Origin of the sequence: Chryseobacterium taklimakanense (assembly GCF_900187185.1) — a bacterium.
Classification (GTDB): domain Bacteria; phylum Bacteroidota; class Bacteroidia; order Flavobacteriales; family Weeksellaceae; genus Planobacterium; species Planobacterium taklimakanense.
The window spans coordinates 2430038-2451609 of record NZ_LT906465.1 but is presented as its reverse complement, the minus strand read 5'-3'; the positions used below and the strand labels follow the sequence as shown (position 1 = coordinate 2451609).

Genomic DNA, 21572 nt, shown 5'->3' with positions numbered 1-21572 from the left:
AACAGAATTTAAATTGAGTTTTCCTAACTCAATATTGCAGTCCCGTAAATTTTATAAAAAAATATAACGACAATTGAAAAAATCTATTTATGAAAAAAAGAAAATCCGGAGCAGTCCGGATTTAATTTATTGAGTTTTAAATTCTAAACTTTAGCCAGGAACTCATCAAAAGAAACCTCTGCATCAAACGTTCCGTCGGGCTTTATGTGTTTCAGCGTGACCAGTTCAATCTGGTTGACTGAACCAGCAGCGAAAGGTTTGCGCACACGCACATAATTTTCGGTAAAACCGTACATATAACCCTCTTTGTTTTCATGCTCCCAAAGTACCGGCAAAGTTTTACCGATTTGTGACTGATAAAAAGCCATTTTCTTTTTCTCGGAAAGGATGCGCAACATTTTGTTGCGGCGTTTTCTTTCGGGAATTGGCACCACACCGTCCATTCCGGCGGCTTCGGTATTTTCTCTTTCAGAATAGGTGAAAACGTGCAGATACGTGATCGGAAGTTCGTTCAGGAAGTTGTAGGTTTCCAAAAAATGTTCTTCCGTTTCGCCCGGAAATCCCACGATTACATCGACGCCGATTGCCGCATCCGGCATCACTTCACGGATTTTCGCCACACGGTCGGTGTACAGTTTGGTGAGGTAGCGGCGTTTCATTTTTTTGAGCAGATCATCACTTCCCGACTGCAGCGGAATATGGAAATGCGGCACGAAACTTTTCGATTTTGAAACCAGTTCGATGCTTTCGTCTTTCAGAAGATTCGGTTCGATGGACGAAATGCGGATTCTCTCGATGCCATCCACCTGGTCGAGTTCCCTGATTAAATCCAGGAAAGTATGCTCATGTTTTTTGTTACCGAATTCGCCTTTGCCGTAATCCCCGATATTGACACCGGTAAGAACGATTTCCCTGATGCCTTTTTCTGAAATTTCGCGGGCGTTTTTCAACACATTTTCAATCGTGTCCGAACGGGAAATGCCGCGTGCCAAAGGAATCGTGCAGTAGGTGCATTTGTAATCGCAGCCGTCCTGAACTTTCAGAAACGCGCGGGTTCTGTCGCCGATGGAATAACTGCCGATGAAAAAATCCGTTTCCTCAATTTCGCACGAGTGTACAATTCCCTGATTTTCAGATTTTTTCAAATCTTCGAGGTAACTTAAAATATTGAATTTCTCTTTCGCACCCAAAACCAGATCCACGCCTTCGATTTGGGAAATTTCTTCAGGTTTCAGTTGGGCATAGCAACCGACGACCACCACCAAACCGTCCGGATTGGCCTTCATGGCGCGTTTTACGTGGAGCTTGCACTCTCTGTCCGCATTATCGGTGACGGAACAGGTGTTGATGACGTACACATCCGCTTTCTCATCAAAACTCACCTTCTCATACCCTGCGCCGGTTAAATTTCTGGCGATGGTAGAAGTCTCTGCAAAGTTAAGTTTGCAGCCAAGTGTGTGATATGCAGCGGTTTTTGTTGTGTTCTGTTCCATATTTTCAAGGGTGCAAATTTAGGGAAAAAATTTGGGAAGGGTGATTCAAAAAAAATTATGCGGATATCGAATCCCTTTTTTCATTCCAACTCTATAACAATAAATGGGGATTAATCTTAAAGGATTGAGTCTCCAAATAATTGATATACAAACCTCTAAGTTGCTGCTTCAGCACAAATTCTTCTGGCGAAATTGAAACTTAGAGTAAAACTTGTAAAATTTTTGTCGATTCTAAAGAAATCTTTTAATGAATAAATCTTTCATTTTCATAAATTAAAAACCAAATTACGAAATGCTATTTTATGTGAACGAGATTTCCGCAGAGGTTTTCCAGGTGGAAGATTTTGTGAAAAGGTGATTTGATCTTATGCAGGTCTTCCTTGTTCTGAATGAAAGAAAACCGCGAAGCCAAAGAATTCATATCCGAGACGATCACGAGCCAGCACTCATCGACACTGCTGTCGTAGAATGGGTATTTCTGATTTTTTTTGTGAATGAGATCGATGATTTTCTCAGAAGAAAGCCCGTCGAACAGACTCAAATTGTAATCGTGTGTAATAAAGACATTTCTGCGGTGGTGTGACTTGCGGATTTTTTTCACGAAGCCTGATGCTTTTTTGCGTGTGATGCATTTTATGATGTTTTGGGTGATTTCTTCCTGTTTGTCTGTAATCATCTGCATGGTGAGCGGAATGAATTCTAAAAAATAGACACCACGGTGTTTCGGGGTGTCTTCTTCTTCGAGCAGCAGTTCTGCCTGGCGGAAAATCTTATTCATCTGGCACTCAATCTTTTTGATTTCGAGATTGTTGATGACTTCTGTAAGTTCAATACCGATTTTTTTGCCGTCAATTTTAGCGATGAAATCCGGGCTTTCGCAGGTGAGGTTTTCAAAAGTAACTTCCGGAAAATGATGAAGGAAGGAATTGAGGAGCAGGATTTCAGATTTTTTCTTGTATTTCTCGCGGTCGTGGAGCTGGGAGCTGTCGATCTCGCGGTGGTACCGCTCTATCGGCTTCTTTTTGAGATGTCGGTTGAGGTAGTAGAGGTTTAGGTTTTTCACCAAATCTTCATCAGAAAAAACTCTTTTCATAGCAACAAGTTTTTAGTGACTTCAATTCAGTTTCTCCGCCGCCTAATTCCGCTTCATTTCCTGAAAACAAGAAGTTATTTGTGACTGAAAATCAAAATTTTATGCTCCTAAATTAATTAAAAAAAGATTACAAAGCACTGTTTCAGTCAAATTTAAAGTTCATTTAACATTCAAAATAATTTTTTAAGCAAAAAAGCATGATCACTGATAATTTTACTCCAAAAGCAGACGGTTAATGATATAAATTAGTTTTAAAAAGAAATTAAAAATCAATAAATTTGCTGAGTCAAATATTAAAACAATAACATGGATTTTAAAAACTTCCAGATGCCGTACAGCATCAACCCGGATTACTCGAAAAAAGTAGCCTATTTCTCGATGGAATTTGCCATCGACCAGGCCCTGAAAATATATTCAGGAGGTTTAGGTTTCCTTGCAGGATCGCATATGAGAAGCGCCTATAACCTAAAACAGGACTTGATAGGTATCGGCATCCTGTGGAAATTCGGTTACTATGACCAGGCCAGAAACCACGACCAAACCCTGCAGCCGACGTGGACCAAGAAGATGTACAGCTTTCTGCAGGATACGGGCATCAAGTTCCAGATCGACATTCACGACGCACCGGTTTGGGTGAAAGTTTGGTATTTGGATCCAGAAATCTTCCACACTGCGCCGATGTTCTTCCTTTCGACAGACGTCCCTGAAAACGACCATATTTCTAAAACGATCTCCCACAGATTATACGATGCCAACGAGTCCACAAAAATCGCTCAGTACATCCTTCTGGGAAAAGGTGGTGCCAAAATGCTCGACATGATGAATTTCAACAGGGAAGTTTACCATCTGAATGAGGCGCACGGTTTGCCGGCAGCGTTTTACCTTTTAAGAAAATTCGGCGGCGACCTTTCAAAAGTAAAAGAAAAACTTGTGTTCACGACGCACACGCCTGAAGAAGCAGGTAATGAGAAGCACAACTTCGATATGTGCTACGACATGTCTTATTTCTCAGGTTTTGAGAAAGATGAAGTGAAAGCTATAGAAGGCGGCGGCGACAACAATATGTTCAACCACTCGCTGTGTGCTTTGAGGATGGCGAGAATTTCAAATGGTGTGTCCCAGCTTCACGGTGTGGTTTCCAGAGAAATGTGGGGCAAATATGAAGGAATCTGCGAGATCAGATCCATCACCAACGCTCAGGAATTCAAATATTGGGCAGACAAGCCGCTTTATGATGCCAAAGATGAAAACGACGATACTTTATTCGATTTCAGAAAAAAGCATATCAAGAAAAGACTTTTCAAAACTGTTGCTGACCAGTGCGGGAAATTATTCGATCCAAATGTTTTCACCATCGTTTGGGCGAGACGGTTCGCAGGTTACAAGAGAGCTGATTTACTGCTTCACGATAAGGTAAGATTCGAGAAATTACTGAACAATCCAAAATATCCGGTACAGATCATCTGGGCAGGAAAACCTTACCCAATGGACTACACAGCGATTTCCACTTTCAACAGCCTGGTTGAAGAAAGCAAATATTACAAAAACATGGCAGTTCTAACCGGTTATGAGCTGGCTCTAAGTAAATTAATGAAGCAAGGTTCTGACCTGTGGCTGAATAATCCGAGAGTTCCGAGAGAAGCTTCGGGAACATCGGGAATGACGGCTGCGATGAACGGTTCCGTAAACCTTTCTACCGACGACGGATGGATTCCTGAATTTGCAAAACACGGCGTAAACTCTTTCGTGGTTCCAAAAGGTGATTATGCAAAGATGAGCGTTTACGAGCAGGATAATTATGATTTGGAAAAACTTTACCAAATCCTTGAAGACGAAATTATCCCAACATACTACGACAATCCGGATCAATGGAGAAAAATCCAGCAGGCTGCAATGGACGATGTGAAAGACAACTTCAACAGCGACAGGATGGCGGATGAATATTACAAACAGATTTACAATGCTGAAATTTTAGCACCGGTAAATTCTTAAGATTTTGTTGATAGAAACTATTCCGGCGGAGCCTTTGGCTCCGCCGGAATTTTTATTTCCTGGATTTAGCACCCGGTTTCTTCGGAACTTTCAGTCCTTTTTGCCCGGCTTCCGAAATGCCGATGGCTATTGCCTGTTTCCTGTTGGTTACCTTCTCTCCGGAACTGCTTTTCAGTTTACCTTCCTTAAATTCTTTCATTACATCGCCGATCTTATCCTGCGCTTTTTCTGAATATTTTCGGGTTGCCATAATATTTAATTTTTATGATTTAAGGTTCAGCAGCTATAATTCAGCCAAAAATCCAAAAACCATGGGATGTCGCAAATATTTTCTGAAATTTTATATCTTTGAATCTTACATCTAATAAAAAATTATGAAAAAGGTACTTTTATCCCTATCCATCGTAGTTTCCGTAGCCTCATCTGCCCAGACCATTACTCTGGACAAAATATATTCCGGTTACTACCGTGGAAAAGGCATCGCAGGAATTGCATCCCTTAAAAACGGTGAAAATTATGCGATTATCGAGCGTGGTGGCATAGCAAAATATTCGTATAAAACCACACAAAAAGAGGGAAATATTGTTGACGGAAATTTCGAGAGCTACCAATTTTCAAATGATGAAAGCAAAATCCTGCTTCAAAAGGAAAGCAAGCAGATTTACAGGCATTCCTTTCTTGGAAAATATGATGTAAAGGATCTTAAAACCAGCAAAACAATCAGTTTAAATAATGGAAACTTCGCTCAGGAGCCAAGATTTTCTCCGGATGCTTCCAAAGTGGCTTTTATTGCAGACAATAACCTTTTCTGGCAGGATTTGAATTCAGGAAAAATCACTCAAATAACGACAGACGGAAAGAAAAACCAAATACTGAACGGGCTTGCAGACTGGGTTTATGAAGAAGAATTCGGCCACGCCCGACTGTACGAATGGACAAAAAATTCTGACGCTCTTGTTTTTGTAAAGTCCAATGAAAGCGAAGTTCCGGAAATGTATATTCCGATTTACAACAAACAGCTCTACCCTTCTGAAATGCGTTTTAAATACCCGAAAGCTGGTGAAAAAAACTCAGTCGTTTCAGCACATTTATACAGACTGGACAGCGGCAGCACTACTGAAATCAACCTGAAAAATTTCAAGAATTACTATATTCCCAATGTCATACAAACGGCTAAGGCTGATGAAATTATTCTGATCACATCGGAAAGAACTCAAAATGCTTCTGATGTTTTGAAAGTGAATACGAAAACGGGCGCAGTAAAGAAACTCTTCACCGAAACCGATGAAAAATGGGTGGAAACCGATAATGTAACGATGGAATTTTTGGATGACAATTCGTTCATCTGGGGTAGTGAGCGTGACGGAAACCGACATCTCTACCTCTACGACGAAAACGGAAAACTGAAAAAGCAAATTACCAAAGGAAACTGGGAAGTGACTGACTACTACGGTTATAACCCAAAAACCAAGGAAGTTTATATCCAGACCAATCAAACAGGAAGTATCAATAAGGTCGTTTCTAAAGTGAATATCGCCAACGGGAACACCTCTATCATTTCCGGCAAAGATGGCAACAATTCTGCAAACTTCAGTGGCAACTATAACTACTTCATCGAGACTTCATCTACAGCCCAGCGCCCGCATACTTATGTTTTGAAAGACAATTCGGGAAAAGCGGTGAAGGAACTTCAGAACAACAATGAAATGCTCGAAAAACTGAAGGCCGACAATTGGGTTGCTAAAGAATACATCACCGTTCCGAACGAGGTTGGCGACCAGATGAATGCCTGGATTATGAAACCAAAAAACTTTGACCCTAATAAAAAATATCCATTGTTTATGTTCCAGTATTCCGGTCCCGGATCTCAGCAGGTAACCAATTCCTGGGATGGCGGCAACGGTTTATGGTTCAACCATTTGGTTCAGCAGGGTTATATCGTTGCGTGCGTAGATGGCAGAGGGACCGGTGGTAAAGGGACAAAATTCAAGAAATCAACGTATATGCAGCTTGGTAAATACGAAATAGAAGACCAAATTGCTGCTGCAAAATGGTTCGGAAAACAGTCGTATATCGACAAGGACAGAATCGGAATTTTCGGCTGGAGTTTTGGCGGTTACATGGCGAGTTTGGCGCTTACCAAAGGAGCAGATGTATTTAAAGCAGGCATTGCCGTAGCACCGGTAACCAACTGGAGGTATTATGACACCGTTTACACCGAAAGGTTTATGAGAACCCCGCAGGAAAATCCTTCCGGTTACGATGACAATTCCCCAACCACGCATGCCAAACTAATGAAAGGCAAGTTTCTGCTCGTGCACGGAACAGCTGATGACAACGTGCATTACCAAAACGCCGTTGAATTCGCAGAAGCGCTGATTCAAAACAAAAAACAGTTTGAATTCATGACCTATCCTGATAAAAACCACGGCATCTTTGGCGGAAACACAAGGCCACAGCTTTATCAGATGATGACGGACTTCCTGCTGAAAAATTTATAAAACAGGAACCCACAAGCAATAAAATAAAAGCCGTCTCACGATTCGTGACAACGGCTTTTTTTGTGTTTTTCTCGAACTCCTGATGCAGCGAGGTTTGCGTTTTGACGATTCTCAGACATCATATGATTTTGCGGCATTTTCTTTCGTTTTTTAAAACCTGTTAACCAAATTTTAAAATAATTTTGTGTTTAAATTAAATAAGCTATTTTTGAAAAAATTGAATTTTTATGGAGAAATCAACATCTAAACATCCGAAAGGGCTTCCCTACCTGTTTTTCACGGAAATGTGGGAACGCTTCGGGTACTACCTTATTTTAGGAATTTTCGTGCTGTACATGATCGACCCGAAAGAAACGGGTGGATTGGCTTTCAACGATAAAAATGCAGACGACATTTTCGGAACTTTTATCGCACTCACCTATCTCACTCCTTTTTTGGGCGGTTTTTTGGCAGACAGAGTTCTTGGCTACGTGAAAGCAATCTATATTGGTGGTGCTTTAATGGGACTCGGTTATGTCGGATTGGGTGTTTTCAAGGAAGTTTCCATGTTTTATGTTTCCATGGCATTAATTATTCTGGGAAACGGTTTCTTTAAACCAAGCATTTCTACCCTTTTAGGAAATCTTTACGAAGAAGAGCCGTACCGGATAAACAAAGATGCGGGTTACAATATTTTCTACATGGGAATCAACATTGGTGCTTTCGCCTGTAATATTATCGCCGCTTTTATGCGGAATAAATTCGGTTGGGGTGAAGCATTTATTACGGCCGGAGTGGGAATGTTCATCGGCCTGATTATCTTTTCATTAGGAAGAAAACACATCATGAAAGCCAATGTTAAAAAACCCGTTCAGGAAGGTGACACCAAGATTTCTGACGTTCTGGTGAAAGTGTTTCTGCCCGCAATCATTGCAGGGATCATCGGCTGGATCATTCCTGGAAATATTTTCGGAAGCGACTCCACCGACGCCTTTATTTTTGCCTGTTTACCGGTGATTTATTTCTACGTCATGCTTTGGGTAAAAGCAAACGCAGAAGATAAAAAGCCAATCGGAGCTTTGTTGGCCATTTTTGCGGTGAGCTTAATGTTTTGGGCGGTTTTCAAACAAAACGGAACAGCTTTGACACGATGGGCAAATTATTACACGGACCGAAGTGTTCCTGCAGCTCTGGAAAAACCTTTGGAAGCCATTTATCTGGTAGACGCGAAAGATTATCAAACCAAGGAAGTGGGGGTTTTTGATGATCAGTATCAAGCGCAGAAAGATGAGGCCGGGAAACCAATTAAAGAACAAGGGAAAGACATCTACTTCCGGAATGTTTCGCCTGAGAAAAAAGCTGTGCTGGAAGCCAACCCGACGGATAAAGTTTATCTGTACAACACTGAATTATTTCAATCGGTGAATCCGTTTTGGGTAATTGTTTTAACACCAGTTGTGGTGGGATTTTTCATGATGCTTCGAAGAAAAGGCAAGGAACCCACTACACCGAGCAAAATTGTGTTGGGGCTGTTTATTTCTGCGCTTTCCTGTTTGGTTATGGTGGGAGCAGTTTATGCAGGGAATAATGGTGCCGTAAAAGTATCGGCGTTGTGGTTGGTGGCAGCGTACGGAGTGATTACTGTGGGAGAATTATGTCTTTCACCGATGGGCCTTTCGTTGGTCTCTAAACTTTCTCCGCCTAGAATTACAGCATTGATGATGGGTGGATTTTTCTTATCAACTTCAATTGGTAATAAGCTTTCAGGAGTTTTGGCGAGTTTCTGGTACGACTATGAAAATAAGGCCAACTTCTTTATCGTTAATTTCGGATTGCTTTTGTTGGCAACACTACTGGGATTATCGATTCTTAAAAGGTTAAACAAAATCATGAAGGAAAAAGGAGTAAATTAATTGCTTCTCAATAAAATATATAAAAGTGTCGGAGAAATTCGGCACTTTTTGTTTTCAAAACCTAAAATAATCGTACTTCAATTGCGAAAAAAACCTATATTTGTTGGTCTTAACAAAATTTAACAATAAAAAAATATGGATACAGCAGTGCAAAAAGGGCACCCGAAAGGACTCTATCTTCTGTTTATGACAGAAATGTGGGAACGTTTTTCCTACTACGGAATGCGGGCAATTTTCGTTTTATACATGGTGAAAATGCTTGCTTTTGACGATGCGAAAGCATCTGAAATTTATGGAAGTTACACAGGTTTGGTTTACCTTACTCCACTTTTGGGAGGTTATCTTTCCGACCGTTTTCTGGGGAACCGAAGAAGTATTGAAATTGGAGGTGTTTTAATGGCGATTGGACAATTTTTGATGTTTTTCAGCGCTGCAAGTTCAGGGGCAATGGCTATTACGCTGATGTGGATCGGTCTTACCTCGCTCATCATCGGAAACGGTTTCTTTAAACCGAATATTTCTACCATGGTAGGTCAGTTATATCCAAAGGGAGACCGAAGGGTTGACGCCGCCTTCACGATTTTCTATATGGGAATCAACCTGGGAGCATTCTTTTCACCGCTTGTTTGCGGAACTTTAGCAGAAAAAGTTGATTTTAAATGGGGCTTTTTAGCTGCGGGAATCGGGATGGTTATTGGTTTGATTACCTTTATCGCACAGAAAAATAAATTGCTCGTGGATCAAGACAACAAACCAATCGGTATGCCGACGAAACCTTTTGGAATTACTCAAATTGGTGTCGTTTTGGCAGCGATTGCAGTGATCTTTTTCTTTATGAACTTTAAAACAATGTTCAACAGTGATTTGGATATTATTGGTTATTTGATTTATGGAGCGATGATTGTGATGCCCTTAATTATTTTAACCGACAAATCTTTAACAAAAGACGAACGCGACCGGATCATGGTGATTTTTATCCTTGCTTTCTTCGTGATCTTCTTTTGGGGCGCATTTGAACAGGCAGGAGCTTCATTGACCATTTTTGCAGACCGACAAACGGATAGAAACCTTTTCGGTTGGGAAATGCCTGCAAGTTATTTCCAATCGGTGAATCCTTTGGCAATTATTCTTTTGGCGCCTTTATTCTCCTCATTGTGGCTCAACTTAGGAAACAGAGGAAAAGAACCTTCTTCGCCTAAGAAAATGGCCATTGGTCTGGCTTTGGTTTCATTAGGATACGTTGTAATTGCATTTGCTGTTTACGGATTAGGAATTGCTGACAAAGTTTCAATGTTTTGGTTAATCGCACTTTACGTAATTCACACGATGGGAGAACTTTGCTTGTCACCTATAGGTTTATCAATGGTTTCTAAGCTTTCACCCATCAGATTCTCCTCTTTATTAATGGGAACCTGGTTCCTGGCAAATGCCGCTGCGAACAAATTTGCAGGTACTCTTTCTGCATTGATTCCTGGTGGTGGAGAAAATGGTGAAGCTGCTAAAACCACTTCATTTTTAGGTTTTCAGATTGCAAATCTTTTCGATTTCTTTATGGTATTCATCGTAATGTGTGGTGTTGCAGCTGCAATTCTATTCGTTTTGAGCCGTTGGTTGGAAAAAAGAATGCACGGAATCAACTAACTGCTGAAAATTTTAATTAATCATAAAAACCACTGATTATTCGGTGGTTTTTTCTATTTTAGTACAATGAATTCTTTGGGAAATTCACTTTTCAAGTCTAAACAAGATATTAACGTGCAGGCCCGCGAAAAAGTTTTTCGAGCAGCCAGTTCTGCTTTGTTGCCTTCGTATTGCCAATTGAAAAGTTAATTGTGGAAGACGAAATACAAGGAAAAAATTGTGCAGAATACCTAATCTATAAATGAAATTCAAACATTAATTCTCTATAAATTATGAACCTCACCCTCGAACAAATCCAGGATTTTAAAGGAAAATATCCACGTCAAATATGGTCTCTCTTTTTTTCTGAAATGTGGGAAAGGTTTTGCTTCTACGGGATGCGCGGAATGCTCGTTTTCTTCATGATTTCTGAACTGAAATTTGGAGACCAACAAGCAAATTTGCAGTATGGCGCCACACAGGCTTTCGTTTATGCATTTACTTTTGTGGGCGGACTTTTCGCTGATAAAATTTTGGGTTTTAGAAAGTCTTTGTTTTGGGGCGGATTATTGATGATCGTCGGAAGTTTAATTCTGGCATTTGAACCGCATCAGTTTTTCTTTTTAGGCATCGCTTTTACCGTTGTAGGAACCGGATTTTTTAAACCCAACATTTCCACGATGGTCGGGAAACTCTATAAATCTGATGATACCAGAAGAGATGCCGGCTTCTCGCTTTTCTACGCAGGAATTAATTTGGGCGCACTTCTCGGTGGCTACTTATGCATCGCCATTGGGAAAGGCGAAATGCTTTCATCCATCATTCCGGAAGATAAAAGATGGAATGTTGCTTTTGGTTTGGCCGCAATCGTGATGGTAATATCGCTCATCAATTTTGTATTCACCCAAAGAAGAATGGGACCAATTGGACTTGCGCCGCAAAAAATACTGGCAGACGGAACAAAAGTCGCCCTCGAAAAATGGAAAGAATATGGCGTTTATGTGTTGTCACTAATCTTTGTTCCGTTAATCATGGTGATGGTTTCTGTGCCGCAATACACCGATTATTTTATGTGGACGGTGGGGCCATTAACGCTGATTTACCTTTTCTATGAAATGTCGAAAGTAACCTCTCCGGAGCGGAAGAAACTTTGGGCAGCGTTGATTTTCATTTTATTTTCAATATTATTTTGGGGAATTTATGAACAGTCGGGCGGTTCACTAAGCATTTTCGCTGCCAAAAACCTCAACAAAGATTTACTCGGGCTTGATCCTAACGGCGTGAACAATTCCGGCGGCGCATTTTTCATCATTTTCCTCGCTCCGCTCTTCGGACTTTTATGGATTTGGCTGAGCAAAAGAAAGCTGGAGCCGAATACCATAATTAAATTCGGCCTTGGATTTATCTTCCTTGGATTGGGGTATTATGTGTTATTTGCCACTAGATTTTTTGCTGATTTACAGGGTATTACCTCGTTAAACATATTTACAATTGCACTATTGGTCATTACCTTTGGAGAGCTCTGCCTCTCTCCTATTGGTTTATCGATTATGACCAAACTTTCCACCGAAAAACTTCAGGGAATGATGATGGGACTCTGGTTTCTCGCGTCAGCGTACGGACAGTACGTGGCGGGAATTATCGGTGCAGGTATGGCGACTGCCAAGGAAGGCTCATCGAATATGGATGCACTGATCGCCTATACCGACGGCTACAAACAACTCGGTTTATATGCTTTAATTGCGGGGGTTTTGCTTATTATCATTTCTCCCTTTGTGAAAAAACTGATGCAGGAGGTAAGGTAAATTTAACCTTAAACCCGTTTTATCATCAAAGATCTATGAGAAAAATTTCAGGGCTGTTATTCGTGTTCGCTTCCTTCTTTGCTTTTTCACAAGTTAAGTGGATGAGCATTGAAGATGCTTTGAAGGCACAGCACACCCAGCCAAAAAAAATTTTCATAGATTTCTATGCAGACTGGTGTGGGCCCTGTAAAATCATGGACAAATACACCTATAATAATCCGGTTATTGCGGAATATTTGAACGAAAACTATTACGCAGTAAAATTTAATGCTGAGGAGAAAGAAAGCATTCAAATTTATGGTAAGACCTTCACGAACGAAAATTCGCCAGGGCAAAAAGGCCGAAATTCAATGCATGGATTTACAAAATACATGAATGTGAACGCGGTGCCCAGCATCATTTTTCTGGATGAACAAAGTATGCCGATAACCATTTTACAGGGCGCTTTGACCGCCAAGGAACTGGAACCCTATCTCCCCTTTTTCGCCAATGATGAATACAAAAAAATTCAAACCCGTGAAAAATGGGAAAATTATCAGAAAAAATTCAAATCAAGTATCAAATAATACTGAAGCTTTCCTAATTTGGAGAGCTTTTTTACTGTGAATTTTCGGTCAAAGGATTCAGGAGTTTAAAATCGCTATATATTGTTCAATTTATATTTCAAAATTCTTATTGCAGTAATTTGATTTCAAAAAAAAATTACGAAATTCGTGTTCTCAGCTAAAAATTTATGCCCGAAATAATCACCAACAGAAAGCCAAAACCAAAATACGACATCGTACTTATCGGTGGCGGCATCATGAGTGTTACGCTTGCAACACTGTTACATGAACTGGAACCAGAACTGGAAATTGCAATTTTTGAAAGACTTGGAAGATTTGCCAAGGAAAGCTCCGCCGCCTGGAATAATGCAGGCACCGGACATTCTGCATTTTGCGAACTGAACTATACGCCGGAAATGAAAGACGGAACCATCGACATTTCAAAGGCTGAAAAAATCGTGGAACAGTTTGAGATTTCAAAACAGTTTTGGGCCTATTTGGTAGATAAAAAATTAATAGACCAGCCGCAGCAGTTCATCACGTCCTGTGCGCACATGAGCCTCGTATTTGGTGAGAATGACGCCAGTTTTTTGGAGAAACGTCACAAAAAAATGACTCAATCGCATCTTTTTTCCGAAATGCAGTTTACCAGGGATCACGACAAACTCCGGGAGTGGATTCCGTTGATCATGAAGGGCAGAAACAGCTCCGAAATCCTTGCCGCTACAAAGATGGATTTAGGAACCGATGTAAATTTTGGAACATTAACCCGTAAATTGGGATTTCATTTGCTTAATGCTTCGAATGTTGAAATTTTTCTTTATCACGAAGTGAAAGATATTGACCCGAAAGATGACGGAAGCTGGGAACTGAAGATCAAAGACCGTCTGCACTCGCACAAGCAGGACGTTGCCGCTGATTTTGTGTTCATCGGCGCCGGCGGTTATGCGCTGCCGCTTCTGGACAGTTCAGATATTGCAGAAAGTGAAGGTTACGGAGGATTTCCGGTTTCAGGCGAGTGGTTGGTGTCGCACAACGAGGAATTGATCAGGCAGCATAAGGCGAAAGTTTATACGCTGGCATCTGTGGATGCGCCGCCAATGTCGGTTCCGCACCTCGATCTGCGTATTATCGACGGCAAAGAAGCGCTGCTGTTTGGTCCGTTCGCAGGTTTCTCAACCAAATTTTTAAAAGAAGGAAGTTACCTTGACTTACCTGAAAGCGTAAATTTTAAAAATATCCGTTCCCTGTTTGGTGCGTGGTGGCACAATTTGCCGTTAACAACTTATCTAATTCAGCAGGTTGCCATGACCAAAATGCAGAAAATGAACCACCTGCGTGAATTTGTAAAAGATGCAAAAGACGAGGACTGGGAACTGAAAATCGCCGGACAGCGGGTACAAATCATCAAAAAAGATGAAGCAGAAGGCGGCAAACTGGAATTCGGTACCGAGGTCGTGGTGAATAAAAAAGGAACGATTGCTTCTCTTTTGGGCGCGTCGCCGGGCGCATCAACCTCGGTATCTGCAATGCTGACGGTTTTAGAAAAGTGTTTTCCTGAAAAGGTAAAGGGTGAATGGGCATCAAAAATCGTGGAAATGATTCCAACTTATGGAAAAAAACTTTCAGAACATCCCCAATTAACGCGGGACATAAGAAATTTCACCAAAGAAAAACTTCAGTTACATTACTAATTGTCCATCAAACATAGACGGGCTGCACTATTGTTTAATCAAAAAGATTCAGCGTGCCAACCACCGATAAACCAAAAATTGCAGAAGAACTTCTGCAATCGCTGCAAACGAGAACTCTGGAAGAAAAGCAAGTGATCGTGCATTGTTGTTTTCCCGGGTCGGCGGCATTTGGAAATCTGATCAGGATTTGGCAAAGTACTTTCCTGATTGATGATACGATTGGGCACAGAAGCCATTTAATCCATGCTGAAAACATTGCAGTTTTCCCGTACTGGACCGAAGTGCCACCGATGAAAGATTTTTGGTTTACGCTGGTGTTTTCGGGACTTCCAAAAGAATGCAAACGGTTTGATTTTATGGAAGTGATTCCTGAAGAAGGTGGTTTCTTTGTGCAAAACATCAGGCGAAACGAAAGTGATGTTTACCGGATAAAAATTAGTTGATATGAGAATAAAATTACTCTATACACTGTTAATTTCAGGATTTCTAATTTCCTGCGGAAATAAAGTAAACCCAGCAGATTATAAGACTGAAATTGAAAAATTCCAGACCGAGCTCAACGAAGGCTATACCAACGAAAAAACGACACCGCTTCGCGGGGACAATTTCAAAAACTTCAGACAACATCCTTTTTTCCCAATCGATTCAAAATATCGTGTGGACGCCAGGCTGGTAAAATCAGAAAATTCTGAATACTTCGATTTTCCGACCTCCTCCGGCAGAACAAAACGCTACCGCGAATACGGAAAAGTGTATTTCAAACTGGACGGTAAAAATTTGGTTCTCACGTTATTTCAAATTGAAAACGCCGGGAAGATGAAAGGCTATGAAAAGCGTTTGTTTCTTCCATTTAAAGATTTAACTGCCGGCAAGCAAACCTACGGCGGTGGAAAATACCTTGATCTGGAAATACCGACATCAGACCGGATGATGATAGATTTCAACAAATCCTACCATCCCTACTGCGCTTATAACGCTTACGATTACAGCTGCCCGATCGTGCCTGCAGAAAACAACCTCCCGGTAGAGATTAAAGCCGGCGTGATGTATGAGGATGTTTATTTTGAGCATTAATATCTTACAGGTCAAAGTTTTTTAGTGTGAGAAATAAATTCTGTGAGTTTTCGACAGCTATAATTTTAGTGATTCTTTATGAATTGCTATGCTATTTTTTCATTGTTCTGAAAAAACCAATAACCGGCGATGAGCACCATTTTTACGAAACAATAGTGAATTTCAGTAAGAACTTGACCTGGGGTACGATCCTGAGCTATGATGAACTAATTACACCTTTAACTTTTATCATTTATGGCTGGTTTGCAAAAACTTTTGGGACTGATCTGCATACCGTAAGAATTGTCTCGCTAATAATTGGATTTTTTACGCACACATTTTTTTTTGTACTTCTGAAGAATATTTTGCGGCAACCATTTATTTACTGGGGCCTTTTTATTATCTGGCTTTTAAACCCATATATTGTAGGGTTTAACGGGTTGGTTTTTACCGACGGGCTGTCAAACTTACTGATTGTTGGTTTTCTTTTCGCCGTTTATAAAAATCATTATATGCTTGCATTTTTAGCGGCATCTCTTCTGATCTACACACGCCAATACAATATCCTCATCGTCGGAGCTGCGGGAATCTATTATCTGCTTCTAGCTTCTAAAGATCAGGGATTAAACTTAAAAATGCTTTTATCCTTGGCGTTGGGAAGTGCAACTATAATCCCTCTTTTCATAATGTGGCGAGGTTTTAGCCCGGTCGGTGCAATGTCTGAAAAGTTGACTGCTGTTCCGTTTATTTTTTATGCCGAGTCGCTGCCAGTTTATATTTATTGTATTTTCATCTTTGTTTTGCCAATTTCCGGGTTCATAATTTGGCACAGTAAAATATCAAAAAAAGAGTGGTATTTTATAATAATCTTCACCTTATTTTATTACAATTTATTTCCTGTTGCTCCATCCTTTATTGCTGTTCAGGACGGATTTCATACTGTTGGGCTTTTCGATAAACTGGTTACGCTGATTTTTGGAAACAATATAGTTAAGCATTTGCTGCTTTATTTATCCTTCCTTTTTGGGAGCGTGCTGTTTTATCTTTTTGTAAAAGAATTTTTCCTCAGAAGATATAATCTGAAATCTCTGGACTTTCACAGATTTTCGCTTATTTATCTGATCATTTTCCTTGCCGCGATGATGGTAAATTTTCAGATATGGGAAAAATATTTCACGCAAGTATTACCAGTAGTTTTAATTATGTCGGGAAAACTGCTGGAACAGAAATTACCACAACTGTCTGATAATTTCAAGAGACTTAGGCGTTTTAAAGCCTGAATGGTGGCAACTGTAATAAAAAAGAATACTGTCAAGTACCGCGGGCCTGCTCAAGCTTTCTATTTTTATTTGATACGGTTCGCTTTCAGAGAGGATATTTTTCCAGTAATTTGAGACAGTTTCAGAATAAAGAGAGTTCACGGGCTCATCTGTAAAAACTCCTCCATCCGCATCCAAAAATTTACCCTCAGAAATAAATGGCGCAACGCCCAATACTTTCAATAATTTAACCATAAAAACCAGATGAGCACTGTAATTTCGGTTTTCAATCTCTGTTAGTAGTTTGCAAACTTCGTAATAAACTAACTGTCCTTCGGTTTCATCCCTCAAAATATGGTTTAGAAACTCACTTACAAAAAATAAAACTGAATCTGATTTGCTGCCGGGGCTTTCAACAATTCTAAGTGGTTCAATGCTTAAAACTTCCGGCATTGATGACGATGATTTATCCCTAATTTTAAAATTCAATTCATTTAAGGGTTGTAGATAGCTTTTTTTTCTGCTTTTCTGCGTGAAAACTGACTTTATAAAATAACTCCTAAAGCCCTTTTCCTTAGTGAAAGAGTGCAGGACCGCATCGGCGTCGCCATATTTGATATAGGAAAGAAGAAAACCGTTTTCTGAGTGAACCATCAGTTTACGACCGCTATTTTTGCAGTTGCCTTATCGGTGCCATCTGCGTTTGTCATCAAAACAAAATAAATTCCTGAAGCAACTCTTTTTCCACGATTTGTAAGGTCCCACTCATAATAACCGCCTCTTGCCACAGCTTGGTGAACGAGGTTTCCGCCCGCATCTGTAATTCTGATATTTGTCCTTTCGGCAAGGCCTTTTATTTTTACATTACCTTTGTAATTAGCCTGGACTACCGGATTCGGGTAAACGATCACATTACCAAAATTTTCCGTCACATTTGACAAGTTCCCTTTGTAGGAAACAATACCTTCACGGCTTACAAAAAAAACTTCACCAGCAGACTCATCTATCTGGATATCCGTAATATTATCAACCGGCAACGGAGAATTACCGCGGGTAAAATGCTCAACCGTTCTTTCACCATTGGGGCTCAAATAATAGACACCTCCTTCTTCAATCGAAATCCATTTAAAATTACCGGAGTCCACAGTAATATTTAAAATCTTACTATCCCTGAAAAGCTCTTCCGCAATGCCATTTTGAACAATAATAACCGGTTCAGCTTTAGGCTTTAATTCATCAATCGCAGCTGCTGGGTTTCTTAGAATTTTTAAACCTGATGCCGTGCCGATCCATAAATCTCCTGTTTTATCGATAGCTGAGCAAACAGCTCCGGTCGGAATGCCATTTTCCGCAAGCAAAAGTTTGGATTTGTCATCGTTAACTGAAGCTGTTCTGTTGTACTTGTAAAGAACCATACTTCCACCAAGTTCATCTGGTGAGGCAATATATGCGATTCCATCATTAAGCAGAAGGTTCTGTACCTGATTAGAGTGAATTTTAGGATAATCTACAAAAGTATCCGTAACCTTGTCGTAGTGTTGTAAAGAAATATTGACGCCCCAGCCATTGGCATTAAATTCATGCCACAATTTGGTACTGAAAAGCTCGTTGTTCTCATCATATTCCACATTGATTGGGACTCTGATATACGAAATATGTGGTTCGTTATAAAGTTTTACAAATTTGTCGTTTTTCATCCGGAAAATTCCTTTTTCCGGATTTTTCTGCAAAGAATTTGTAAAAAAAAGTTCTGTGTCATCGGCTGGGTTTACAGCGATATCGGTAATGTTAAATGAAAAATTGTCAGGATTAAGTTTAAAATAATCAGGATAAATCCAGCTTTTCCCGTCAAAGTAATAATAACCGAGTTTTGAAGGATAAAGCCCTGAATATGCGCCTGAAGCCACCCACATTTTATCCTTTTTAAGGAAAATTTTGTAAGACTGGTTATTATACGGCCCATCCGGTTTATAAGATTTCAAGCCCGAATCAAAAATCCCTGAATGCTCGGTGGCGGCGTAGATTTTACCATCGCTGATCCAGGAAGAATTGAGATTTTCTTTGGCTTCTAAAGTTCCTGCTGCAGCTCCTGTTCTTGAAAACGAAAATGCAGTTTCAGCATCTGTTACCAGAATATTCTGCGGCGTAACCGTTACATCTTTTATTGCTGAAAATCCCTGAGGAATCGGGCTGAAAGAATTACCATCACCATACAGAACCTGGTTTGTACCTGCCAGAGCAATGAGATTATTTTCAATGTCAATATGATTGAAACTTCCCACCTCAGCGTCGCTCCAACTGGAATAGATCGGGAAAGTGACATTAATTTCGTGTTTCTTTACTGCAGAAGCTGTCACCGCATAAACCGTATTGTCTTTTATAACAGATTCTATTGCAGGAATATAAACGCCGTTTGAAATAAAAAATGAGGTATCACCAAATTCTTTTTTTTCAAGATCAAAAATAGAGACGCCATAATTCACCGAAACTACCGCACGGTTGCCGGTGATCGAAATATGGTTGATTTTTTTTGAACCCGTATATCCGGTGGCTAAAGGAATATCCACAACATATGTAATTCCGTCGGGCTTTATCACATCCATCGTTCCGTTCACATAACCTACGAGTCCGGTTTTTGTTTCAGGGTTGTAATCGAAAGCTGAAATTTTAACTTCGTGAAGGCCGTTTGCCTTGGAAAGCTTGGTAAGTTCACCCGTCTTGGGCGTGTAGAATAATATTCCGTTTTCGGTTGCTGCAATCAGCTTGCCGTTGTCTTCGCGGATATGCAGCACATTGTTATACGAAAACAAGTCGGTCCACCGGCTCGAAGAGATCACCTGCGACTGCAAAATCAGAAAACTGAAAACTGTAAAAACGGATAATATTTTTTTCATTTGCTAAACCAGAACAGCATCAAGCTTGGAGTCGATAACCTGATTATTCCAGGTGATATTTTTTACATTTTTGTTTTTATCAAAGAAGAAATCAAGCCTTCCCAAAAGAAGCCCCGCAAAACCAACCTGATTTATAAGAACGGATTTCCCTGCCCTGTTCGTATATTTCTGCGGCTCAGAAAGGAAGGTGTGCGTGTGCCCGCCCAGGATTAAATCAATATTTTCGGTTTGGGAAGCCAGTGTGATGTCTGAAACTTTATTGTCATTATCGTATTTGTAGCCCAAATGCGAAAGACAGATCACCAGGTCGCATTTTTTATCGTTCTTTAAAAATTCTGAATATTGTTGAGCAATTTCAACAGGATTCAGATACTTTGTTTCTTTATACTGCTTCTTACCTACAAGACCGTCCAGCTCTATTCCGACACCAAAAATCCCAACTCTGATGCCGTTTTTAACAAAAATCTTATACTTTTCAGTTCTTCCGTCTACGATGGTATTGGTGAAGTCGTAATTTGAAGTTATAAAGGGAAATTTTGCATTTGGCAAAACTTTAACAAACCCTTCCAAACCGTTATCGAAATCGTGATTGCCCATCGTAGAGGCATCATAACCCATCATCGACATCAGTTTAAATTCCAGTTCACCACCAAAGAGATTAAAATATGGCGTTCCCTGAAAAATATCTCCCGAATCCAGAAGCAGAACATTATTTTCCGTTTTTCTGATTTCTTTTATCAGGTGCGCTCTTCTGGCAAAACCACCCTGATTTGCGTTCCTGCCGGCCGATGAATCGAATGGTTCAATCCTGCTGTGCTGATCATTGGTGTGTAAGATGGTCAGTTTGTGAGGGGTATCTGCAAACAAATTATTTTTGGCCAAAAGTAAATTTGGGGCAAACGTCATTGCCAAACTTCCGGCACCTGCTATTTTTAAAAATTCTTTCCTGTTCATCACTTTTTGCCTTTAAAAATTAATCTTAAATCTGCTGGAGCAGTTACATTTGGATTTTGTTTGAATTTTTCGATGTATAAATCGCGTAGTTTCACGCCCGTAGAAATCATTTCACCTGCGCTGAAAAACTTCATATTATCACCACCCAAAGCCAAGTAATCGGATGTCGCGATAAAATAAGTTTGTGCCGGATCAACCGCTGCACCGTTGATCAGCGCTTTATTGATCTTGCCGGCTTCAGTTTCAATAACCATATTTGAAACCGGGTTATTCTTTTGGGTTTGAAGGTAATAACCGAACATTGCCTGCAGTTGCGCACCCGTCATTTTCACGATTACCAGTTCGTTCTCAAACGGCATCACTTCATAAATATGCCTCAGGAGAATGTCCCCTTTACCGATATTGGTTCTGATACCGCCGATATTGATGACCGCACCGTCAATTTTTGCGACATTGTTTTTTGCAGCCCATTCTTTCGCGCCCTGAAACGTATAATCTGCGAGAAGGTTCCCCAAGCTGCTGTTGTCGCCCTGTTTTGTGAGTTCAGCGTTGGTATAGGAAATTTTGGTATCCATTTGAGATTCCAAAGACTTCTTGTAGGGCTCAATCACCATTGCTGTAGCGCCGTCTTCAGGGATTGACTGTGCGATGCTGATGTTTTTCTGGGTCTGGATATTGGTTAGATTCATCGGCGTTCTGCAAGAAACAAGCGCCATAGATGCAAATCCGAGAACTATAATTCTGTTTTTCATTTTTAGTAAAAACTTATACCTGCAA

Annotated in this window: 17 protein-coding genes; 10 read left to right on the top strand and 7 right to left on the bottom strand. The window is 40.3% G+C overall.

Annotated elements, in window-relative coordinates; all coding sequences use genetic code 11:
• Positions 1-143 precede the first annotated feature (143 nt).
• Together mtaB and CKV81_RS11720 are read right to left on the bottom strand one after the other, a co-directional pair.
• Entirely contained in the window at positions 144-1493 is a 1350-nt protein-coding gene (gene mtaB / locus CKV81_RS11725; protein ID WP_095073469.1) for a tRNA (N(6)-L-threonylcarbamoyladenosine(37)-C(2))-methylthiotransferase MtaB, read from the bottom strand.
• A 295-nt stretch (positions 1494-1788) separates the two neighbouring features.
• Positions 1789-2586 carry a hypothetical protein gene (locus CKV81_RS11720; RefSeq protein ID WP_095073467.1) on the bottom strand — a complete coding sequence of 266 codons (798 nt, stop codon included), beginning with the start codon at positions 2584-2586 and terminating at the stop codon, positions 1789-1791.
• Positions 2587-2892: 306 nt separating this feature from the next.
• On the opposite strand from CKV81_RS11720, the gene glgP reads away from it, so the two are divergent.
• The gene (glgP, locus tag CKV81_RS11715; RefSeq protein WP_095073465.1) at positions 2893-4578 is read left to right on the top strand and encodes an alpha-glucan family phosphorylase; all 1686 of its coding nucleotides are present in this window, start codon (positions 2893-2895) and stop codon (positions 4576-4578) included.
• Between the two features lie 52 nt (positions 4579-4630).
• Here glgP and CKV81_RS11710 read toward each other — a convergent pair whose 3' ends face one another.
• Positions 4631-4828 (bottom strand): DUF6496 domain-containing protein, encoded by a 198-nt coding sequence (locus CKV81_RS11710; protein ID WP_095073463.1) that lies wholly within the window; start codon positions 4826-4828, stop codon positions 4631-4633.
• Between the two features lie 124 nt (positions 4829-4952).
• Between CKV81_RS11710 and CKV81_RS11705 the strand changes: the two genes are divergently transcribed.
• From CKV81_RS11705 to CKV81_RS11665, 9 genes are all read left to right on the top strand, one after another.
• Positions 4953-7079: a S9 family peptidase gene (locus CKV81_RS11705; protein WP_095073461.1), complete on the top strand. Its 2127-nt coding sequence runs from the start codon at positions 4953-4955 to the stop codon at positions 7077-7079.
• A gap of 227 nt (positions 7080-7306) precedes the next feature.
• Complete coding sequence (locus tag CKV81_RS11700; RefSeq protein ID WP_095073458.1) at positions 7307-8971, top strand: peptide MFS transporter; 1665 nt, start codon at positions 7307-7309, stop codon at positions 8969-8971.
• A 135-nt stretch (positions 8972-9106) separates the two neighbouring features.
• Positions 9107-10612: a peptide MFS transporter gene (locus tag CKV81_RS11695; RefSeq protein WP_095073456.1), complete on the top strand. Its 1506-nt coding sequence runs from the start codon at positions 9107-9109 to the stop codon at positions 10610-10612.
• A gap of 272 nt (positions 10613-10884) precedes the next feature.
• On the top strand, positions 10885-12396 hold the full coding sequence (locus CKV81_RS11690) for a peptide MFS transporter (RefSeq protein ID WP_095073454.1): 1512 nt from the start codon (positions 10885-10887) through the stop codon (positions 12394-12396).
• A 101-nt stretch (positions 12397-12497) separates the two neighbouring features.
• Positions 12498-12962: a thioredoxin family protein gene (locus tag CKV81_RS11685; protein ID WP_309300014.1), complete on the top strand. Its 465-nt coding sequence runs from the start codon at positions 12498-12500 to the stop codon at positions 12960-12962.
• 167 nt (positions 12963-13129) lie between these two features.
• Positions 13130-14635, top strand: coding sequence for a malate dehydrogenase (quinone) (gene mqo / locus CKV81_RS11680; protein WP_095073449.1), 1506 nt, complete (start codon positions 13130-13132; stop codon positions 14633-14635).
• A gap of 53 nt (positions 14636-14688) precedes the next feature.
• Positions 14689-15078 (top strand): hypothetical protein, encoded by a 390-nt coding sequence (locus CKV81_RS11675; RefSeq protein WP_095073447.1) that lies wholly within the window; start codon positions 14689-14691, stop codon positions 15076-15078.
• A gap of 1 nt (position 15079) precedes the next feature.
• Positions 15080-15709 (top strand): DUF1684 domain-containing protein, encoded by a 630-nt coding sequence (locus CKV81_RS11670; protein WP_095073445.1) that lies wholly within the window; start codon positions 15080-15082, stop codon positions 15707-15709.
• Between the two features lie 26 nt (positions 15710-15735).
• The gene (locus tag CKV81_RS11665; protein WP_157727418.1) at positions 15736-16968 is read left to right on the top strand and encodes a hypothetical protein; all 1233 of its coding nucleotides are present in this window, start codon (positions 15736-15738) and stop codon (positions 16966-16968) included.
• On the opposite strand, the gene recO is transcribed toward CKV81_RS11665, so the two are convergent.
• The 4 genes from recO to CKV81_RS11645 are packed head-to-tail and all read right to left on the bottom strand — an operon-like array spanning position 16918 to position 21547.
• Entirely contained in the window at positions 16918-17601 is a 684-nt protein-coding gene (recO, locus tag CKV81_RS11660; RefSeq protein ID WP_095073441.1) for a DNA repair protein RecO, read from the bottom strand. The two genes, CKV81_RS11665 and recO, sit on opposite strands and share 51 nt — an antisense overlap.
• On the bottom strand, positions 17601-19841 hold the full coding sequence (gene porZ / locus CKV81_RS11655; protein WP_095073439.1) for a type IX secretion system anionic LPS delivery protein PorZ: 2241 nt from the start codon (positions 19839-19841) through the stop codon (positions 17601-17603). Before porZ ends, recO begins: the two co-directional genes overlap by 1 nt.
• 3 nt (positions 19842-19844) lie before the next feature.
• Complete coding sequence (locus tag CKV81_RS11650) at positions 19845-20795, bottom strand: bifunctional metallophosphatase/5'-nucleotidase (protein WP_095073437.1); 951 nt, start codon at positions 20793-20795, stop codon at positions 19845-19847.
• Complete coding sequence (locus CKV81_RS11645) at positions 20795-21547, bottom strand: 5'-nucleotidase C-terminal domain-containing protein (protein WP_095073435.1); 753 nt, start codon at positions 21545-21547, stop codon at positions 20795-20797. The genes CKV81_RS11650 and CKV81_RS11645 overlap by 1 nt, the downstream gene beginning before the upstream one ends.
• Between the last annotated feature and the right edge of the window lie 25 nt (positions 21548-21572).